Raw genomic sequence first — 16,935 nt, forward strand, 5'->3', positions numbered from 1 at the left:
AACTTACGCGTATAGTATGTAGTGTTTCTATTTTTTGATAACTGTTAAGCAAACTCTATAGAAACTAACTTTGTATAACATAACAGCTTAAAAAGAGAAAAAACAATCCGTGGGAATTGGATTGTTTTCTCTTAAGGAAAGATCAGGCTGATAGTTCCTTAGTGTATTTTATATTTCTTACTTTCTATTTTTTAAACCTAAAGTTGATGTAGAGTAACATCAGATTTCTTACGCTTTCCTCTATTTTTGAAGAAAGCTACAGTAAGGAGCAAAAGAGGAAGTATGACTTGAAAATGTATATTTAAAGAAAATGGTAGTATTTTAAGCGCTTCTTGTAAAAGTTCTTCATAATTATTTGCTAAACTTAAAGAATAAAGTAGAAGAACAAGTCCTAAGGGAAAGCATATCCTAGATGGAGATTTAATTTTAAATAAATTTGCTGTACCTATTACAGTAGCATAGAAAAACACACTTATTTTAAAAAATCCCCCAATAACTGCTGTAAGCATGAAAAACACGTCAAGACGCTCTAAAAAATCAGCCACCTGAATACTTTCTACTGTACTTAGAAGAGGAAACTGTGAGCGAGCAGTAAGACTTACTCCCAATACACTGACATTTATAATCATGGTAATCATTAAATTGATACCTGTTAATCCAATAGCGCTTAATCCAATTCCTTTGCTCATATTTTTTATGTACGGTAAAATCATCAAAAATACAACCGTTTCTCCAAATGGAAAATATATATTTTGAGTCAGAGCAACTTTTAGAGGAAGCCAAATACCTTCTTCTAATACAGGTTGTAAATTTGTAAAATCAATTATACCAGCACATACAATAAGAATGAATCCAGAGATAGCAGATAGGTAGAACAGACTAAACAGAAGTTGACTCGCTCTTGCCAAAACCTCAATTCCTTTGCTCACAGTATAGATAACAACAATTATCAGTAAGGCATTTACAATAAATAAAGGAGTATCTGGATAGGCAAATGTCAACAACATGTCTCCAAAATCTCAGATTACTCTGGAAGCAATGTTTGCAAAGTAAAAAATATAAAGAAATGAAATAAGACGACCAATCCATTTCCCCATGATTTTTTGTGTGAATTCGACAAGTAATAAGTCAGGATAGTAACGATACAGTTGATAGTAGACTAAAAATAAAAGTAACCCGCCTATCATTCCAAAGAGAATTGCAATCCAAGCATCTTGTTTAGCTTCTATAGAAATAGGAAGGATAAAAGCGCTTCCGAATTCAAACAATATCATTAAGGTAAATAGTTGACTTCCACTAATCTTTGCTTTTTCCACTAGACAATTCCCTCCTGTTGATAGCTACGAGCTTTTTTAAAATCATTAATATAAGTGATGACTATATTTTGTATAAATAGTCAAGCTTTAAAGGGGCAATATCCATATTTGAAATCAATAAGCTCTAGGAACTATTTATTATTTATTTTTTTAAATTTAAAGTACGTATATGTACTCAACATGATAGCTACCATCACTATACAAGTAAGAGGAAATAGAATTGTGTTGATAAAATGATCATAAAACCAAGTATACAGAAAAATCACCTCACATAATTTACATCCATTTTGATATGTACTAGTAGCTTATAATGATTCAAAGGGCTGGAAGATTTATATCATTCAAAGAGTCAGCAAACAAAGCTGTCATGCTTGTTGCTTCCTTCTATTTTTCGAGAATGCAACAAGGAAAAGCAGAACAGGAATAACCGCGAGGAAAGGAATTTGCAAGAAAAACATCTCTACTCCTATTCCTTCATGAAGGTGCTCTTGAAAATTGCTAGAAATCGTCAGAGACATAAAAAGAACAATTAACCCAATAGGGTAAGAAAGCCATGAAGGTGATTTAATTTTAAATAAGTTGGCTGTACCTATCATAGAAGCATAGAACAGGACACTGATTTTAGAGAAGCCACCAATGACTAGAGCAAACATAAAAAACACATCAAGCCGTTCTAAAAAATCTGCTACCTGAATGCTTTGTACCGTACTAAGAAGAGGAAACTGTGAGCGTGCAGTCAAATCAACTCCTAGTACACTAATATTAATAAGCATGGTGATAGTTAAATTGATGCCACTTAATCCTGTTGCACATAACATGGTCGCTTTTGCTTTCTTAGGATTGTTTAAATAAGGTAAAATCATGGTAAACACAATTGCTTCACCAAAAGGGAAATATAAGGTTTGAATAAAAACAACTTTTAAAACGGGTAAAATCCCTTCTTCAAGTACTGGCTGTAAGTTTTTAAAATCAATTAATCCCGAACACACAATTAGTAGAAACCCTGTGACAGCAAGTACATACATAAATATAAAAAATATCTCTCCTGATCGAGCTACTACTTCAATCCCTTTTCGAACCGTATAAATAATAACTAGAATTAGTAAAGCATTGGCAATAAATAAAGGAGTATCAGAATAGGCAAATGTCAACAACATCTCTCCAATGTCACGTAAAACCCTTGCCATATCATAGATGAAATAACAGATGTAAAGAAAGGCCAGTACGCTTCCTATTGCTTTACCTAAGATTTTTTGCATATATTCTGTAGGCAAAAGATCTGGATAATACGAATAAAGTTTATAATAAATTACAAATAGAACTAAGCTACTAAGCATCCCAAGTAAGATAGCCAACCATGCGTCCTGTTTTGCTTCCATTGCGACAGGTAATAGTAAAGAAGTACCCAGTTCAAACAGAACCATTAAGATAAAGAGCTGACTAGCGCTAATTTTGGCTTTTTCCATTCAACTGGACTCCTTTTCGATTTTATTAAAGCGATTTTCTGTTTCTTTTGAATTGTTCCTTGACTTTTTCGTCACTTGAAATCCTTTTTACATTATGTAGTAGAAATTAAGTTTGCTTTCAGATCCTTTCTGGAATAAAAGTATTTTTTGCCCGGGTAAGGATTTCACTAGGGATCTCAATGTAAATGACAATATTCTATATAAAAATTAACTAGTTCAATGTGTTCTTTCCATGCTTCTTCCTATTTTTCAAGAAAGCTACAAGAAGAAGCAAAGGAGGAATAACCCCAAGAAGAGGAATGTGTATAGTGAACATTGCCACCTTCAGTCCTTCGTGGTTATGTTCTTGAACATTGCTCGCAATGGTAATAGACAAAAAGAGAATGATTAGCCCCAAAGGATACGATAACCTTGAAGGTGATTTAACCTTGAATAAATTTGCTGTACCTATGACAGCTGCATAAAATAATAAGCAAATTTTAAAGAAGATAGTGATAATTGAAGCAAGCATAAAAAATACATCAAGCCGTTCTAAAAAATTAGCTACTTGAATGCTCTCCACTGTGCTAAGAAGTGGATACTGTGAACGTGCAGTTAAATCAACTCCCAATACACAAACATTAATGAGCATTGTAATAACTAAATTGATGCCACTTAATCCACTTGCACATAGCATGGTCACCTTTGCTTTCTTAGAATCATTTAAGTACGGTAAAATCATGGTAAATACAATGACTTCTGTAAATGGAAAATACAACGTTTGAGTAAATACCACTTTTAGGACAGGAAATAAACCTTCTTCCAAAATAGGTTGTAAATTTTTAATCTCGATTAATCCAGAAGATATAATTAATATAAAACCAGCAACCGCAAGGACATACATAAAAATAAAAAGCAGTTCTCCGGATCGAGCTATGACCTCAATTCCTTTTCTGATTGTATAAATAATAACAAGCATTAATAATGCATTGGCAATGAATAAAGGTGTGTCAGGATAAGCAAAGGTTAATAGCATTTCACCAAAATCACGTAGAACCCTTGAGGCATCGTACATAAAATAAAGAATGTAAACAAAAGCCAGTACGGTACCTAATAATTTCCCTAAGATCTTTTGGATATATTCTGTAGGCAAAAGGTCAGGATAATAGGTATAAAGCTTGTGGTAGATTAACAATAGAACGAAACTGAATACCATTCCAAGGAGAATTGCAAGCCAAGCATCTTGCTTTGCATCTATCGCAAGAGGTACTAGTAAAGCACTCCCAAGCTCAAACAGAACCATTAAGATAAAGAGCTGACTAGAACTAATCTTAGCTTTTTCCATACAATTGGAACCTCCTTTTTGTTTTTATTTAAAGAAACCTTTTGTCTTCTTGAGTCGCTTTTTGAAATTTTCATCACTTTTGAATTTTGAATATTATGTAGTAGATAGTAGATTTGCTTTAAGGTTAACTCTAGACTAAAAAGTTTCTTTTTACCGGTAAGTACCTTACTAAGGAATGTAACAATAACGACAATGTTCATATGAAGATTAGCTAGTAAATGTGTTTCCTCCTATACTTCTTCCTGTTTTTTATGAAAGCTACAAAAAGAAGGATAGGAGGAATTATGGTGAATAGAGGAATATGCAGAATAAACTTGGCTATATATAATCCTTCATGGAGATGTTCTTGGAAATTACTCGCGATTGTGACAGATAAAAATAGAATAACAATACCTAAAGGATACGCTAACCTTGAAGGCGATTTAATTTTGAATAAGTTAGCTGTTCCTAGGGTGGCTGCATAAAATAATATGGTAATCTTAAAAAAAATCCCAATCACCATAGCAAGCATAAAAAATACATCAAGCCGTTCTAAAAAATCAGCTACCTGAATGCTTTGTACCGTACTAAGAAGAGGAAACTGTGAACGTGCAGTCAAATCAACTCCTAGTACACTAATATTAATAAGCATGGTGATAGTTAAATTGATGCCACTTAATCCTGTTGCACATAGCATAGTCACCTTTGCTTTCTTAGAATCATTTAAGTACGGCAAAATCATTGTAAACACAATAGCTTCAGTAAACGGAAAATATAACGTTTCAGACAATGCAACCTTTACCGATGGTAATAACCCTTCTTCCAAAACAGGTTGTAAATTTTTAATCTCGATTAATCCAGAAGATATAATTAATATAAAACCAGCAACCGCAAGGATATACATAAAAATAAAAAGCAGTTCTCCGGATCGAGCTATGACCTCAATTCCTTTTCTAATGGTGTAAATAATGACAAGCATTAATAATGCATTTGCGATGAATAAAGGCGTGTCAGGATAGGCAAAAGTTAACAGCATTTCACCAAAATCACGTAGAACTCTTGAAGCATCATACATAAAATAAAGAATGTAAACAAAGGCAAGTACAGTACCCAGCACTTTCCCTAAAATCTTTTGCATATATTCTGTAGGTAAGAGGTTGGGATAATAGGTGTAAAGTTTATGATAAACTAAAAATAAAATAAAGCTTCCTAACATGCCGAACAGAATCGCAAGCCATGCATCCTGTTTAGCTCTGATGGCGAGAGGTACCAGTAAAGCGCTCCCCAGCTCAAACAGGACCATTAAAATAAAGAGCTGACTGGCACTAATTTTTGCTTTCTCCATTTAACTGGCACCTCCTTTTTCTTACTTTTGATTCTCTTTTACTCCTGAAAGAAACGATTTATTTCGTAAGCCAGCTCGACGTACATAGGCTTCCACTGTGATATCTACATCTAACTTTGGAAAGTAGACATCATTCCATTCTGTTTTTAATTTTTTAAATTGATTTGGTCTAGTACGGTGAACGACTTCGCCAAATCCCAAAATATCCGTTTTGTTTTTTTGTGCACGTTCAATAGCTACACTTAGCTCTTTTTTAATTTCTTTCCTCAAAGATTGTTCGATTTTTGTAATAACCTTCGGATTGGTAATATCAACAGGTACCTCCATGTCGCCTATATCTCCTTCAACACGTGTATGAACAGAAATATGGGGTTTCCCATTCTTCACTTGGGCAGATACACTTGTTTTTTGTCGTACAGTTTGATAAGCAATAGCTTCTTTCTTTCCTGCCCAACTAATATTAATATCCGTTCCTTGAATTTTGTCGAGAATCCATACCGTTCCTCTTGCTGGTTTTCCATACAGCCAATCCACTAGTTTTCCCTGTTTTAAGACAGCAATTCCGGAAGCGCGAAGCGTTGCCGCGGGTGCACTTTCCTGAAGGTTATCTAGCTTTTGTGCTTGCTGGGGATTACCAACTAGACGAAATCCTGATACGACAGCTCCTCTTCCAGGAGACTCAATGCTCTTCATCACTTCTTGGAGTGATGTTTTTACATTCTCTCCCCATTTTCTTTCCGTAAATTCTAAGGTTTTTAGCACTTTATTTGCTGGAATTTTATCAACTGGCGTTAATGTTTTGACAAGGTCAGCTGCGGTCGAGTTTTTCGCAATCACAAGAGTGGAAGTATTTCGAAATTCCGGATCCCGATCTAAACCATCGATTAACGTATTAAGCCCTTCTTTTCTGGCCAGTCTTTCTCCAACTACGACTAAGTTTGTATGAGCATAATACAATCGTCGAGAGATTCTGCCTGAAGCCCGTCTGCTTGCTTCTACTATATTATCCCCTGAAGCCGAATAGATGGTAATAGGAGGGCTTTGGCTGCCTCCTCCTCCTTGCATACCTCCTGCCACGTTTCCTGGATTAATAATTTGAAGTGTTATGTGAAATCTTCCATCTTTCGTTTCGTCGATACCCATGGCTGATACAATAGCAAGGTCCGTTAATTCTTTTTTACTCCAGCAACTTGTGAGCAAGAGCGTCATTGTCATCATCAATAAAAGAAAAACCCCTTTACGCTTCATTGTTGTCACCTTCTTCAAAATCGCGATTCACCATACCACGAGATGCAGGAGGGTGTGGGTGTTGATTTGTCCCTTCTCGAACCGTATTAGCAGTAATTAATCGCGGTCTTTGTCTCAGTGTCCACCACGGTAATCTCACAACAGTATCTCCATTGTTTACGGGGATGAAGGGAGCAAATGGAGCCATATAGGGTACTCCAAATGAACGTAAGCTGCATAGATGGACAACCATCATTAAAAGACACAAAATGATGCCGTAGAATCCAAATGTGGCTGCACCGATCATAAACAAAAAACGAATTAAACGGGCCGAAATCGCCATATCAAAAGATGGTGTGGCAAAACTAGCAATAGCTGTGATGGATACAATGATAACCATTGCTGGTGAAACAATACTTGCTTGAACAGCTGCTTGACCTATTACAAGGGCTCCGACAATAGATACTGCCGAACCAATAGCTTTAGGTAAACGTATCCCTGCTTCGCGTAAGATTTCAAAGGTTATTTCCATAAGCACGGCTTCTACAAACGCTGGAAAAGGAACGGATTCCCTCTGTGCCGCAATAGCTACAATTAGCATGGTTGGAACCATTTCTTGGTGAAAGGTTGTAACAGCAACATAGGTAGCTGGCGCAATGAGCGAAATCATAAACATAAAAATACGCAAAAGCCGAATCGAGGTAGCAATGTCAAACCGGGCATAATAATCTTCAGCCGATTGGAAAAATTGCATAAATATAGCTGGCGCAATGAGTACAAAAGGGGTCCCATCTACAAATATAGCAATCCGCCCTTCTAACAGGTTCCCTGCTACAACGTCAGGTCTTTCTGTATTGTACATAGTGGGAAAAGGAGTCAATGTTTGATCCTCTATTAGTTGTTCAATATATCCTGATTCCAAAATGCTGTCGATATCAATTCGATGTAATCGCTGACGAATTTCTTTGACGACTTTATCATTAGCAATGCCATGTATGTACATAAGCGTCACATCTGTCTTAGTTACACGCCCAACTTTTAAAGACTCCATCCATAAATCGGGGGTCTTAATGATGCGGCGTACCATAGCTGTATTGGTCCCAAGAGACTCGGTAAATGCTCCTTTTGGTCCTCGCACTACCATTTGGGTAGTAGATTCCGCAATGGAACGCTTTTCTCCACCTTTGGTACTAGCACTCAGTGCCTGATCTACTCCATCCACTAAAATAAGAGTATCGCCTGCCATTAAAGATGCAAATAAATCATCGAAGTTAGTGATGGGAGATATGTTTCCAATTGTCATTATATCTTTAGAAAGCAGGTCTATCGCATTTTGCTGATTTATTACTTCTTTATGATCATCCTTCATCATAGATTGCAGTAGATATTCTTGAATCGACTGATTGTCTACAATTCCTTCTACATAGACAATCGCCGTTTTAATGTCAGAATCCCCCCCCATTTTTATCTCACGAATAACGACATCTGAACTGTTTCCCGTTTTCTGCTCAATCATGTTAAGGTTGCCTGATAACGAAACCTGTATCCGTTCTATTTGATGATCAGTAGTTTGATTCTCGTCACCCTGTGGCCGTTTCTTTTTTGGTTTGCGATCTTTAAAAAACGAAGGCATAGATTTAAGCACCCTTCTTTCAGTTTTTATTACTTTAACCATATAAGAGTTTTTTATGTAAAAATTAACAATAAATATTTATGTATCATCATAGAAGAAACGGAAGAACCTATTATATGGAGCGTGATAGATATGAAAATCATAGGTATTAGCCTTTTAATGTTGGGATGTTTAATGGGCTTTTCTTTAGGTATTGATATTGTTCAAGGATTTGATGTTTCTCAGGCGTTGTACAACGCCATGAGTCCATTTAGGGTAATGGAAGTCGCTGAATTATTTGTACTCTTTTTTCTTCTTTTTCTTTTTTTTGCTGAATCTTTATATCTTTTTATGAAGAAGAAAAATCAAAGCAAGTAACCATATACTCATCAATTATCATTTTTAAAAATAGGAAATGGACACAATGGTAATTTAGTTCAGGCTACCCGTTTCAATCAGTTCTTTCATTAATCAAGATTCTTATAAAATAATTCATCATCTGTGTTATTTAGTTGTTTATTTATCCATTTCCTTACATTTTTCATTCTGGAATCAAAAGCCATTTGAAAGAGACCAGTTAACTGAAAATCGGTAAAATGACTTCTCTTTAATTGGTGAAAAGCCTCCTGATAGGAAGAGAAATTAAGCTGTTTGAATAAGAAATCATCCATTGCCTCTCGAATATATTCTTCATTTTTCCAACAATTCATGGGAACATGAGCAAATTGCCAAGGCCTAAAGACACTAGGATAAATCGCTTCAACTATTTGAAAGGGGGAATAGCCTAAAAGCGTAAAGGCGCCACCTAAACCATGTTGTCTAAAAAAATTAAAATTAACTTGAAAGGGTATTTCGTCCATAGGAATCTTCATTTTTTCCTCTATTACATATCTTACTGCCTCAATAGCTCTTCTCTTTCCTTCTTCTCCCTCCCAATATTTATCAGGAGTTTGTTGGAATTGCCAAGGTTTAAATTTTTCTGGATAGGCATTATCAATGACTTCATAATAATTCCATCCATATAGCATAGCAGGGGGTCTGAGACGATGAGACCATAATGTATTAGCACCTACTTGAAAAGGGATTTCATCGATGGGGATTGATAAGTGTTGCTCAAGTAAATAGCATGTCATATAACGCATATATTTTTTTCCTTCATTACCTACAAAGAAATAATTAGGAAATCTTTTTCTTCTCTTGCCTAGAACATCTTGATAAATTTCAATGACTTGTTCTCTATTCACTACCGAAAGCCCCTTTTGAGAAAATATATTTCCATTATTATGTATAATAATGGAATTTATATACGAATGGAATTAAAAATGCATAATATACATATTAGAAAGACAAAAAAAGCTACTGGAAAAAAATCAGTAGCCCTTTTTTAAAATATATTGTCAGTTTACAATAATAGTTAAAAATCTTGTTCCTTCCACATCAGCCCACTTTCTTGTTCTCGTTGCAGAACCTTCTCCAGGTATCGCCCGGTTGTTTTACGGCACTATGGCCAAGCTCCTTTTGAATTAAGAAAATATCGGCTCCCTGCTGCCATGGCTCTAGCTGTCACTCTTTGTTTAGCAAACAGTTCCTTATGCGTAACCGGATCAACTCCGTCTACCGCTCGTTTAAAATCATAATATCCAGTAAGTTCTCCTGAAATATCCAGCCCTTTTTCTTTCCCCAGCTTATTGGCTTCTCTTTGTCTCTCAACTTCAATGGCAGCTTTTCTTTCTTTAATTTTTTGTTTATGTTCATCTTACTTTATGAAATTATTACGTTACTCCTTGAAACCTGGGAATGTTTTCACTATGGATGGTGGAATTTAGGTTACTCAGCCATTACCAATTCTGTTCTCGTATTTATTATGCTTGGGTGCTACAAATGGAATCTATCTATAACAGCTACTTCAAAAAACAGGTAATTGCTTCCTAAACTAGTTATAAGCGGCTGAAAGGTAATAACATGTGGTACAATGAAGAGCAAGCCTTCTTCCCTTTAAAAGGTAGAGGGCTTATTTATACCTTATATATTACAACTATCAGGGGAAGTGACTTGTGAAATTACTAAATGTTCAACGATTACAAACGGTTAAAGATAAAATTATTCAACAAAAAGAGGAACTTGCAGATAGAAAGAGACAAAATCTTGCGGAGTTTCATGATATTCATACAGAACTAACACCTTTTCGACTTGACCTTTTAACGATTTACGCCCAATCAATTGTTTCAGATAAAGAAACAGCTGCTATCCTCATTGAAAAGTGGGCGGGAAAGATGGCCAACGTTTTGGTAGAACGTGAGCTTCCTTTAGATCTTGCTCTAGAAGAAATTAGTTACTATCGAGATATTATCGGAGAGATAATACTAGAGGAATTGGATAAGCAGGTTGTCTCCATTAAAGAATTTTATTCTGTAATCTCCTACTTTAATGCAATTATCGATTGTGCTGTCCAATATATTAGTAAGTCTTATCTTAATGATTATAAATACAATATCAAATATGCTCAGTATGCCATTGATGAACTTTCTGTTCCAATCGTTCGTATGACTGAAACAGTTGGTATTCTACCTTTAGTTGGCGATTTGGATACAAAGCGAGCTCAAATCTTGATAGAAAACGCACTAACCAAAAGCAGTGAGTACCATTTAGCTTGGCTCATTATGGATTTATCTGCTGTTCCCATTATTGATACCATGGTCGCAGATCAATTGTTCAAAGTTATTCGTGGTTTGGAACTTATAGGAGTAAATGTTGTACTTAGTGGTATACGCTCAGAAATTGCTCAAACAATGGTGGACCTAGGGATTAAGATTGATCATGTTAAAACCTTTGCAAGCCTACATCAAGCTGTAGCTTACACAAATGCTTTCAATACAATGGTTTAAATAACATGAGCATAGATTAGAGTAACCTTAAAGAAATACAGATAATACAACAATGAGTAAGCTAACAGATTCTGCAACAGAAGAGAACCATAAACTTCTTTGCCCATAAATATAATGAAAAAAGAGCCCCTAAGTATTGTTCCTAACCCTTGATCACTAACTACCGTCCAAAATTAAATAAATCAAGAAGCATCCTAGTAACACCACAGTTCTTTTTCATTTTTCCCCTCTTTATATTCAACCCCTTAATAAGAATAAGCATAAAGGAAAAAAATATAAAATTTATATGCTAGTTAACATAATGTATATAGGAGATAAAAGCCGTGAAAATTACTAGTTCCCACGGCTTTTTAAATATATATAATTAAAGATTGAAATTCCAGTTGTTCTATACGATAGATTAATATGCATTCACAGCTACTTTAGGGTCGCTAAGATAAATAACCTCCGAAAGAATCTTACAGCCTTGAATCTCTTTAAAAATTCTTCTTGCTTCTATTTCGTTTTCGTATTCAAACATTGTAGTGTTGTTTAGATTTGAATAAGTAGTGATTATCCACATAAAAATAGCTCCTTTATTTGTATTTATTCTAAATTCAAGAAATATTTTTCTCTATTTTTACTTTTTCTATATTCCTTCTGCTTCTTGTAAGAAAGAAAGATCCTACAATGAATAGGGCTATTAGTAAAGTTAAAAAGAACTGTGTACGTAAAGAATCAATAAAAGGCATTGTGATAAAAATACTAGTAATACCAACAATCGTGCCGTATGTTAAGTAAGGAAATAGCCACATTCTTATTTTAAGTTTCTCAGGATGCTTCTTCTCATAACTTTTACGCATACGTAATTGAGAGAAAGCGATTACCAAATATACAAGAAGAGCCACTCCCCCAGAAGCATTGACTAGAAACAAAAAAATCTTATCAGGAGAAAAATAATTAAAACCTACGCTGATATAAGAAATAATTGTACAGCCTATAATTGCATTAAAGGGAATTCCTTTTCTATTTACCTTTAAAAACAGTTTAGGAGCATCTCCTTTCTGAGCCATAGAAAATAACATACGAGAACTTGTATAAAGACCTGAATTTAAGCAAGAAAGTACAGCTGTTAACAAGATAAAATTCATTACTTGAGCTGCTGCTGGAATATTGACAATTTCTAAGAGTGATACAAAAGGGCTTTTCATCAAACTAGAAGAATCCCAAGGAAGAACTGTTACAAGAATCAGGATAGAGCCAAGATAGAAAAGTAAAATTCTGTAGATGACGGTATTTGTTGCGGATATAATTGCTTTTTCTGGATGAGGTGATTCTCCTGCGGCTGTGGCTACAATCTCTGTTCCCATAAATGAGAACATTACAACAGTTACTCCTAAGAAGATCGAACTTATTCCATTGGGAAGGAATCCACCTCTGTCGAGAAGGTTTGATGTACCAGGTGATTCTACTCCTGGTATGAAACCACATATAATAGCTCCCCCAAGGATTAAAAACAGACCCAAACTTACCACTTTAATTAAAGAAAACCAATATTCAAATTCACCAAAAGATTTAACAGAAAATATGTTAGTTAAAGTTAACAGAAAGGTTAGAATTAGGCTCACGGACCAGGATGGCAAAGAAGGAAACCAATATTGAATAATTGTTGCACCAGCTATTGCTTCTACGGCAATAACAATAACCCAAAAGAACCAGTACAACCAACCAATAGTATATCCAGCCCATGGTCCAAGTGCCTCTCTGGCGTAAGTAGCAAACGACCCACTGGATGGATTGGCTGTTGACATTTCACCTAGCATCCGCATTACTAAAATGACTAATAAACCAGCAAATGCGTATGAGATAATTGAACCGGGTCCTGCAGTGTTAATTAATGTTCCACTTCCAATAAATAGTCCAGCACCAATGACACCACCAAGAGAAATCATGGTAATATGCCGCGTTTTTAGTTCTTTTTTGAGCTCAGGCTGTTGATCATGCATATTTTATAACCTCCTTTTTAAAAATTAATATTCCTATCCATAAAGAAAGGAATTTTAATAGTTGAGTAGAGAAGAAAGTCATCAGAAAAAGCCTTTGATCACATAACAAAGGCTCTTTAATTTTTTTGACAGAACCTCAACAATAATTAAATATTAAGAATATTTGGATATTTATTTAGAAAAAAAGCCTTTTAGTGCAAATGCAACATTTTGTGGTCTTTCTGCCATACGACGCATAAAATATCCAAACCAGTCATTTCCAAAAGGAACATACACACGCATTTTATAGCCTTCTTTAACTAAACTCAACTGCATATCGGTTCTAAATCCGTATAGCATTTGAAACTCAAATTGATTACGATTAATGTGATGTTTTTTAGCAAATTCTTTTACCTTTTCGATAATATTATGATCATGAGAGGCAATGGCTGTATAGCTTCCACTTAATAGATGTTCTTCAATAATTCTCATGTAATTATTATCTATTTCCGTCTTTTCTTGATAAGCTACTGTAGGAGATTCTTGATAAGCCCCTTTAACTAACCTAAGAGAAATGCCTTTTAAGTCTTTTACATCTTGCTCAGCTCGAAATAAATATGCTTGAATAACTGTCCCTACGTTATCATAACCATATATTTGACGTAATTCTTTTAAAATATCCAAAGTAATTTGGCAATGTGCATAGTCTTCCATATCAATTCGTACAAAATTATTATACTTTTTTGCCGTTTCAAGAATTCGACGCATGTTTTCCAAACAGAAATTTGAATCAATATCTAAACCAAGCTGGGTCATTTTAACGGATAGATTACACTTTACACCTGATTCCCCCATAGCTTCTAATGTACGCACGTTATACTGTGTTGCTTCTACAGCTTCTTCTCTACTGGATACAAATTCTCCTAAATGATCGAGAGTGCAAACTAACCCCTTTTGATTTAATTGATTTACTTTTCTGATGGCGCTCTCAATTGTATCCCCCGCTACAACTTGAGAAGCTCCAAATTTAAGACCCCATTTTTTTGCAGCCTTATTTAGTACTCTATTTTGAGAAACATGAAGAAAAACATTTTTTGAAACCTCTGCTAACATGAAAATTCCCCCCCTAAATTTATGTACGCCTATTATTTTTAGTTGGGACAGCTTCGAAAAGCTGTCCCCATATTTTTAAAGTGCTGTACTTGTTGTTTTTGCTTGCATATGCAAGATTAAATAATCAGGTCCTCCTGCTTTTGAATCAGTTCCAGACATATTGAATCCACCAAACGGATGGTATCCTACAATTGCACCTGTACAACCACGGTTAAAATAAAGATTACCTACATGAAATTCTTCTTTTGCTCTTTCAATATGATTAGGTGTGTTAGAAAGTAATGCACCTGTCAAAGCATAATCAGTATTGTTTGCAATCTCCATCATATGATCAAAATCTCGTGCTTTACAGAAAGCCACTACTGGACCAAAAATTTCTTCTTGCATTAAGCGCGCTTTTTCGTCGACATCTGCGAAAATTGTTGGCTGGATGAAGTAACCCTTAGAATCATCTGATTCTCCACCAGTCATCAAACGCCCCTCTTCTTTCCCAATTTCAATATAAGATAATACTTTATTATAAGAAGCCTCGTGACTAACAGGTCCCATATAAGTAGATGCTTCTTCTGGATTCCCTACTTTTAAGGTCTTTGTTAATGCAACTGCTTTCTCAAGTACAATGTCATATATATCTTGATGTACCACAGCACGAGAGCCAGCTGAACATTTTTGTCCTGAGAATCCGAATGCAGAGTACACAATAGAAGACGCTGCTAAATCTAAATCTGCATCTTTATCAACAACCACTGTATCTTTTCCACCCATTTCAGCAATAACACGTTTTAACCACTTTTGGCCTGGTTGTACTTTTGATGCCTTTTCATAAATACGACAACCAACTTCACGAGAACCTGTGAATGAAACGAAACGTGTTTTAGGATGTTGAACTAGATAGTCACCAATCTCAGGTGTCACGCCCGGAATAAAGTTTAGTACTCCTTTAGGAAGCCCTGCTTCCTCCATTACTTCTACAAATTTCGCTGCTACGATAGGAGTTGCATCAGCAGGTTTTAATAAAATTGTGTTTCCTGTAACGATTGCAGCTGCTGCAGTTCCCGCCATAATAGCTAATGGGAAATTAAACGGCGAAATAATAACGCCTACACCAAGTGGGATATAATTAAATTTATTTTCTTCTCCTTGACGACTTTGTACCGGCACTCCATCCTTTAATTTCAACATTTGACGAGCATAAAACTCAAGAAAATCGATAGCCTCTGCCGTATCTGCATCAGCCTCATTCCAAGGCTTACCAGCTTCCTTAACTAAATAGCCTGAGAATTCATGTTTACGACGACGGATAATATCAGCTGCACGGAATAAAATGTTCGTGCGTACTTCTGGATCTTCTTTTTTCCATGTATTGAATGTAGAAAGAGCTGTTTGCATAGCCTTTTCAGCTAATTCTTGATTCGTCTTAGAGACTCTTCCGATAATTTCAACTTTATTTGATGGGTTAATTGACGTAATTTTTTCATCTGTGGTAATTAACTCATCACCAATAACTAGGGGATAATCTTTTCCAAGCTCAGCTTGTACAGTTTCTAAACCTTTTTTAAACTCCTTTTTATTTTCTTCGAGTGTGAAGTCTGTAAAAGGCTCGTGTTTATATGCTTTGATTTCTGTAAAAGTTGTTGTCATTGTACTACTCTCTCCCTTAAAAGTTTTAATGAATTTTTGATGTTAAAGTCAATGTGTTCCGTAGTACTGGCCAATACTACTCTTGAATTAGAATTATTCACCATATGGGATAATCAGTTCTAAAGCAAAACATTATAAAAAGTTAAAATTTTTAGAACATTTAATCTTTATAAGAATGTATTATAAACACCTTTGATAGGTTTTGTACACACTTTTTTTACAAAAATGTTCATTTTTTTATTTTTGAACACTTTTGTTTAAAATGTAGAATAATTATATTACTTTTAATGTCTTATGCAAATATATGGTTAGATAACCTGACATATTTTCGACATTTAATATTCAGATACTCCAAAACGGGCTAATAGCTTTGCTAATGGACTATCACTTTAAAAATGCTGTCTAAATAAACTAAATCTTTATTTTAATAAATTTTAACCTTACACCCATTGAAAGCTGTTAAAAACTATTTCCAAATATTATGATGAATAAGATGCTATCAATAAAATTATGTAATATTTTTGTTCTCATAGCTCATAATAAAGTAGATTACAGCAGAAATTTCTCTTGAAACGTAGATGAGGCTTTAAAGAGAATGCAAAAAATTTCACTAAATAAAAAAATAATGACACTGTATTCAATAGCATCATTATTGATAAGTCTTTAATTTAGAAAAATTATTCAGTTATGTAAATATGAAGCTACTTATAGTTTCTAAATTTCTCTAAAGATAAAAACGTCTATAAAATCATCTCCTAGCCAAGTAATTTTGAATAAGGAATATTGAAAGTTTTATCCGCTTAAACGCTCTTCTAGTAAAATGATTGTCGTGAAATATGAAGATCACAATTATGCCTTAAATATCCTTAGTTTTTAGCGTTAATTAATCTTCGAGTAAATACATTTATTTTTTATAGAAAAATTTTAATCGGTTCCTAAAATCAAACTTATGTAAACTCAAAAAGAAGAAGGCTATTTCTAAAGAAAAAAGCTACTCCTATACTCGGGGAAGTAGCTTTTTTCTTTAGAACATCATACATGAAGAATAGTATGAATTGGGGTT

General features: G+C 34.7%; 13 protein-coding genes and 1 pseudogene. 2 read left to right on the forward strand and 12 right to left on the reverse strand.

What is annotated here, in order from left to right; all coding sequences use genetic code 11:
* Positions 1–197: 197 nt before the first annotated feature.
* The 6 genes and pseudogenes from SB717_RS00005 to SB717_RS00030 all read right to left on the reverse strand — a co-directional run bounded on the left by SB717_RS00005 (position 198) and on the right by SB717_RS00030 (position 8,290).
* Positions 198–1,316, reverse strand: a pseudogene (locus tag SB717_RS00005) (GerAB/ArcD/ProY family transporter).
* A 365-nt stretch (positions 1,317–1,681) separates the two neighbouring features.
* Positions 1,682–2,782, reverse strand: a complete 1,101-nt coding sequence (locus SB717_RS00010; RefSeq protein ID WP_410902915.1) for a GerAB/ArcD/ProY family transporter — start codon at positions 2,780–2,782, stop codon at positions 1,682–1,684.
* 211 nt (positions 2,783–2,993) lie between these two features.
* Complete coding sequence (locus SB717_RS00015; RefSeq protein ID WP_410902916.1) at positions 2,994–4,106, reverse strand: GerAB/ArcD/ProY family transporter; 1,113 nt, start codon at positions 4,104–4,106, stop codon at positions 2,994–2,996.
* Between the two features lie 211 nt (positions 4,107–4,317).
* Positions 4,318–5,430: a GerAB/ArcD/ProY family transporter gene (locus SB717_RS00020; RefSeq protein WP_410902917.1), complete on the reverse strand. Its 1,113-nt coding sequence runs from the start codon at positions 5,428–5,430 to the stop codon at positions 4,318–4,320.
* Positions 5,431–5,451: 21 nt separating this feature from the next.
* The gene (locus tag SB717_RS00025; RefSeq protein ID WP_410902918.1) at positions 5,452–6,678 is read right to left on the reverse strand and encodes a Ger(x)C family spore germination protein; all 1,227 of its coding nucleotides are present in this window, start codon (positions 6,676–6,678) and stop codon (positions 5,452–5,454) included.
* A complete protein-coding gene (locus tag SB717_RS00030; protein ID WP_098623043.1) occupies positions 6,668–8,290 on the reverse strand; it encodes a spore germination protein in 1,623 nt (540 codons plus the stop codon). Before SB717_RS00030 ends, SB717_RS00025 begins: the two co-directional genes overlap by 11 nt.
* Before the next feature lie 132 nt (positions 8,291–8,422).
* Between SB717_RS00030 and SB717_RS00035 the strand changes: the two genes are divergently transcribed.
* Positions 8,423–8,647: a YczF family membrane protein gene (locus tag SB717_RS00035; protein WP_045295366.1), complete on the forward strand. Its 225-nt coding sequence runs from the start codon at positions 8,423–8,425 to the stop codon at positions 8,645–8,647.
* Between the two features lie 89 nt (positions 8,648–8,736).
* On the opposite strand, the gene SB717_RS00040 is transcribed toward SB717_RS00035, so the two are convergent.
* Both SB717_RS00040 and SB717_RS00045 read right to left on the reverse strand, forming a co-directional pair.
* Positions 8,737–9,513, reverse strand: coding sequence for a DUF4046 domain-containing protein (locus SB717_RS00040; protein ID WP_251462081.1), 777 nt, complete (start codon positions 9,511–9,513; stop codon positions 8,737–8,739).
* Between the two features lie 257 nt (positions 9,514–9,770).
* Positions 9,771–10,007, reverse strand: a complete 237-nt coding sequence (locus tag SB717_RS00045) for a pre-toxin TG domain-containing protein (protein WP_081351012.1) — start codon at positions 10,005–10,007, stop codon at positions 9,771–9,773.
* Positions 10,008–10,323: 316 nt separating this feature from the next.
* Between SB717_RS00045 and SB717_RS00050 the strand changes: the two genes are divergently transcribed.
* The gene (locus SB717_RS00050) at positions 10,324–11,154 is read left to right on the forward strand and encodes an STAS domain-containing protein (RefSeq protein WP_410902919.1); all 831 of its coding nucleotides are present in this window, start codon (positions 10,324–10,326) and stop codon (positions 11,152–11,154) included.
* Positions 11,155–11,554: 400 nt separating this feature from the next.
* Here SB717_RS00050 and SB717_RS00055 read toward each other — a convergent pair whose 3' ends face one another.
* The 4 genes from SB717_RS00055 to pruA all read right to left on the reverse strand — a co-directional run bounded on the left by SB717_RS00055 (position 11,555) and on the right by pruA (position 15,872).
* The gene (locus SB717_RS00055) at positions 11,555–11,716 is read right to left on the reverse strand and encodes a hypothetical protein (protein WP_178390268.1); all 162 of its coding nucleotides are present in this window, start codon (positions 11,714–11,716) and stop codon (positions 11,555–11,557) included.
* Between the two features lie 34 nt (positions 11,717–11,750).
* Positions 11,751–13,139: an amino acid permease gene (locus SB717_RS00060; protein ID WP_074683230.1), complete on the reverse strand. Its 1,389-nt coding sequence runs from the start codon at positions 13,137–13,139 to the stop codon at positions 11,751–11,753.
* A gap of 171 nt (positions 13,140–13,310) precedes the next feature.
* The gene (locus SB717_RS00065) at positions 13,311–14,231 is read right to left on the reverse strand and encodes a proline dehydrogenase family protein (RefSeq protein ID WP_098623048.1); all 921 of its coding nucleotides are present in this window, start codon (positions 14,229–14,231) and stop codon (positions 13,311–13,313) included.
* Between the two features lie 75 nt (positions 14,232–14,306).
* Positions 14,307–15,872, reverse strand: coding sequence for an L-glutamate gamma-semialdehyde dehydrogenase (pruA, locus tag SB717_RS00070; RefSeq protein WP_074683232.1), 1,566 nt, complete (start codon positions 15,870–15,872; stop codon positions 14,307–14,309).
* Between the last annotated feature and the right edge of the window lie 1,063 nt (positions 15,873–16,935).

The sequence above is a fragment of the Priestia sp. SIMBA_032 genome (genome assembly GCF_046535215.1).
Taxonomy (GTDB): Bacteria; Bacillota; Bacilli; order Bacillales; family Bacillaceae_H; genus Priestia; species Priestia aryabhattai.

What these genes read in the sequence shown, in the direction of transcription:
- SB717_RS00010 (WP_410902915.1), bottom strand. Translation starts at nt 2,782, where the DNA reads ATGGAAAAAGCCAAAATTAGCGCTAGTCAGCTCTTTATCTTAATGGTT.
- SB717_RS00065 (WP_098623048.1), bottom strand. Translation starts at nt 14,231, where the DNA reads ATGTTAGCAGAGGTTTCAAAAAATGTTTTTCTTCATGTTTCTCAAAAT.
- SB717_RS00055 (WP_178390268.1), bottom strand. Translation starts at nt 11,716, where the DNA reads ATGTGGATAATCACTACTTATTCAAATCTAAACAACACTACAATGTTT.
- SB717_RS00025 (WP_410902918.1), bottom strand. Translation starts at nt 6,678, where the DNA reads ATGAAGCGTAAAGGGGTTTTTCTTTTATTGATGATGACAATGACGCTC.
- SB717_RS00015 (WP_410902916.1), bottom strand. Translation starts at nt 4,106, where the DNA reads ATGGAAAAAGCTAAGATTAGTTCTAGTCAGCTCTTTATCTTAATGGTT.
- SB717_RS00020 (WP_410902917.1), bottom strand. Translation starts at nt 5,430, where the DNA reads ATGGAGAAAGCAAAAATTAGTGCCAGTCAGCTCTTTATTTTAATGGTC.
- pruA (WP_074683232.1), bottom strand. Translation starts at nt 15,872, where the DNA reads ATGACAACAACTTTTACAGAAATCAAAGCATATAAACACGAGCCTTTT.
- SB717_RS00030 (WP_098623043.1), bottom strand. Translation starts at nt 8,290, where the DNA reads ATGCCTTCGTTTTTTAAAGATCGCAAACCAAAAAAGAAACGGCCACAG.
- SB717_RS00035 (WP_045295366.1), top strand. Translation starts at nt 8,423, where the DNA reads ATGAAAATCATAGGTATTAGCCTTTTAATGTTGGGATGTTTAATGGGC.
- SB717_RS00060 (WP_074683230.1), bottom strand. Translation starts at nt 13,139, where the DNA reads ATGCATGATCAACAGCCTGAGCTCAAAAAAGAACTAAAAACGCGGCAT.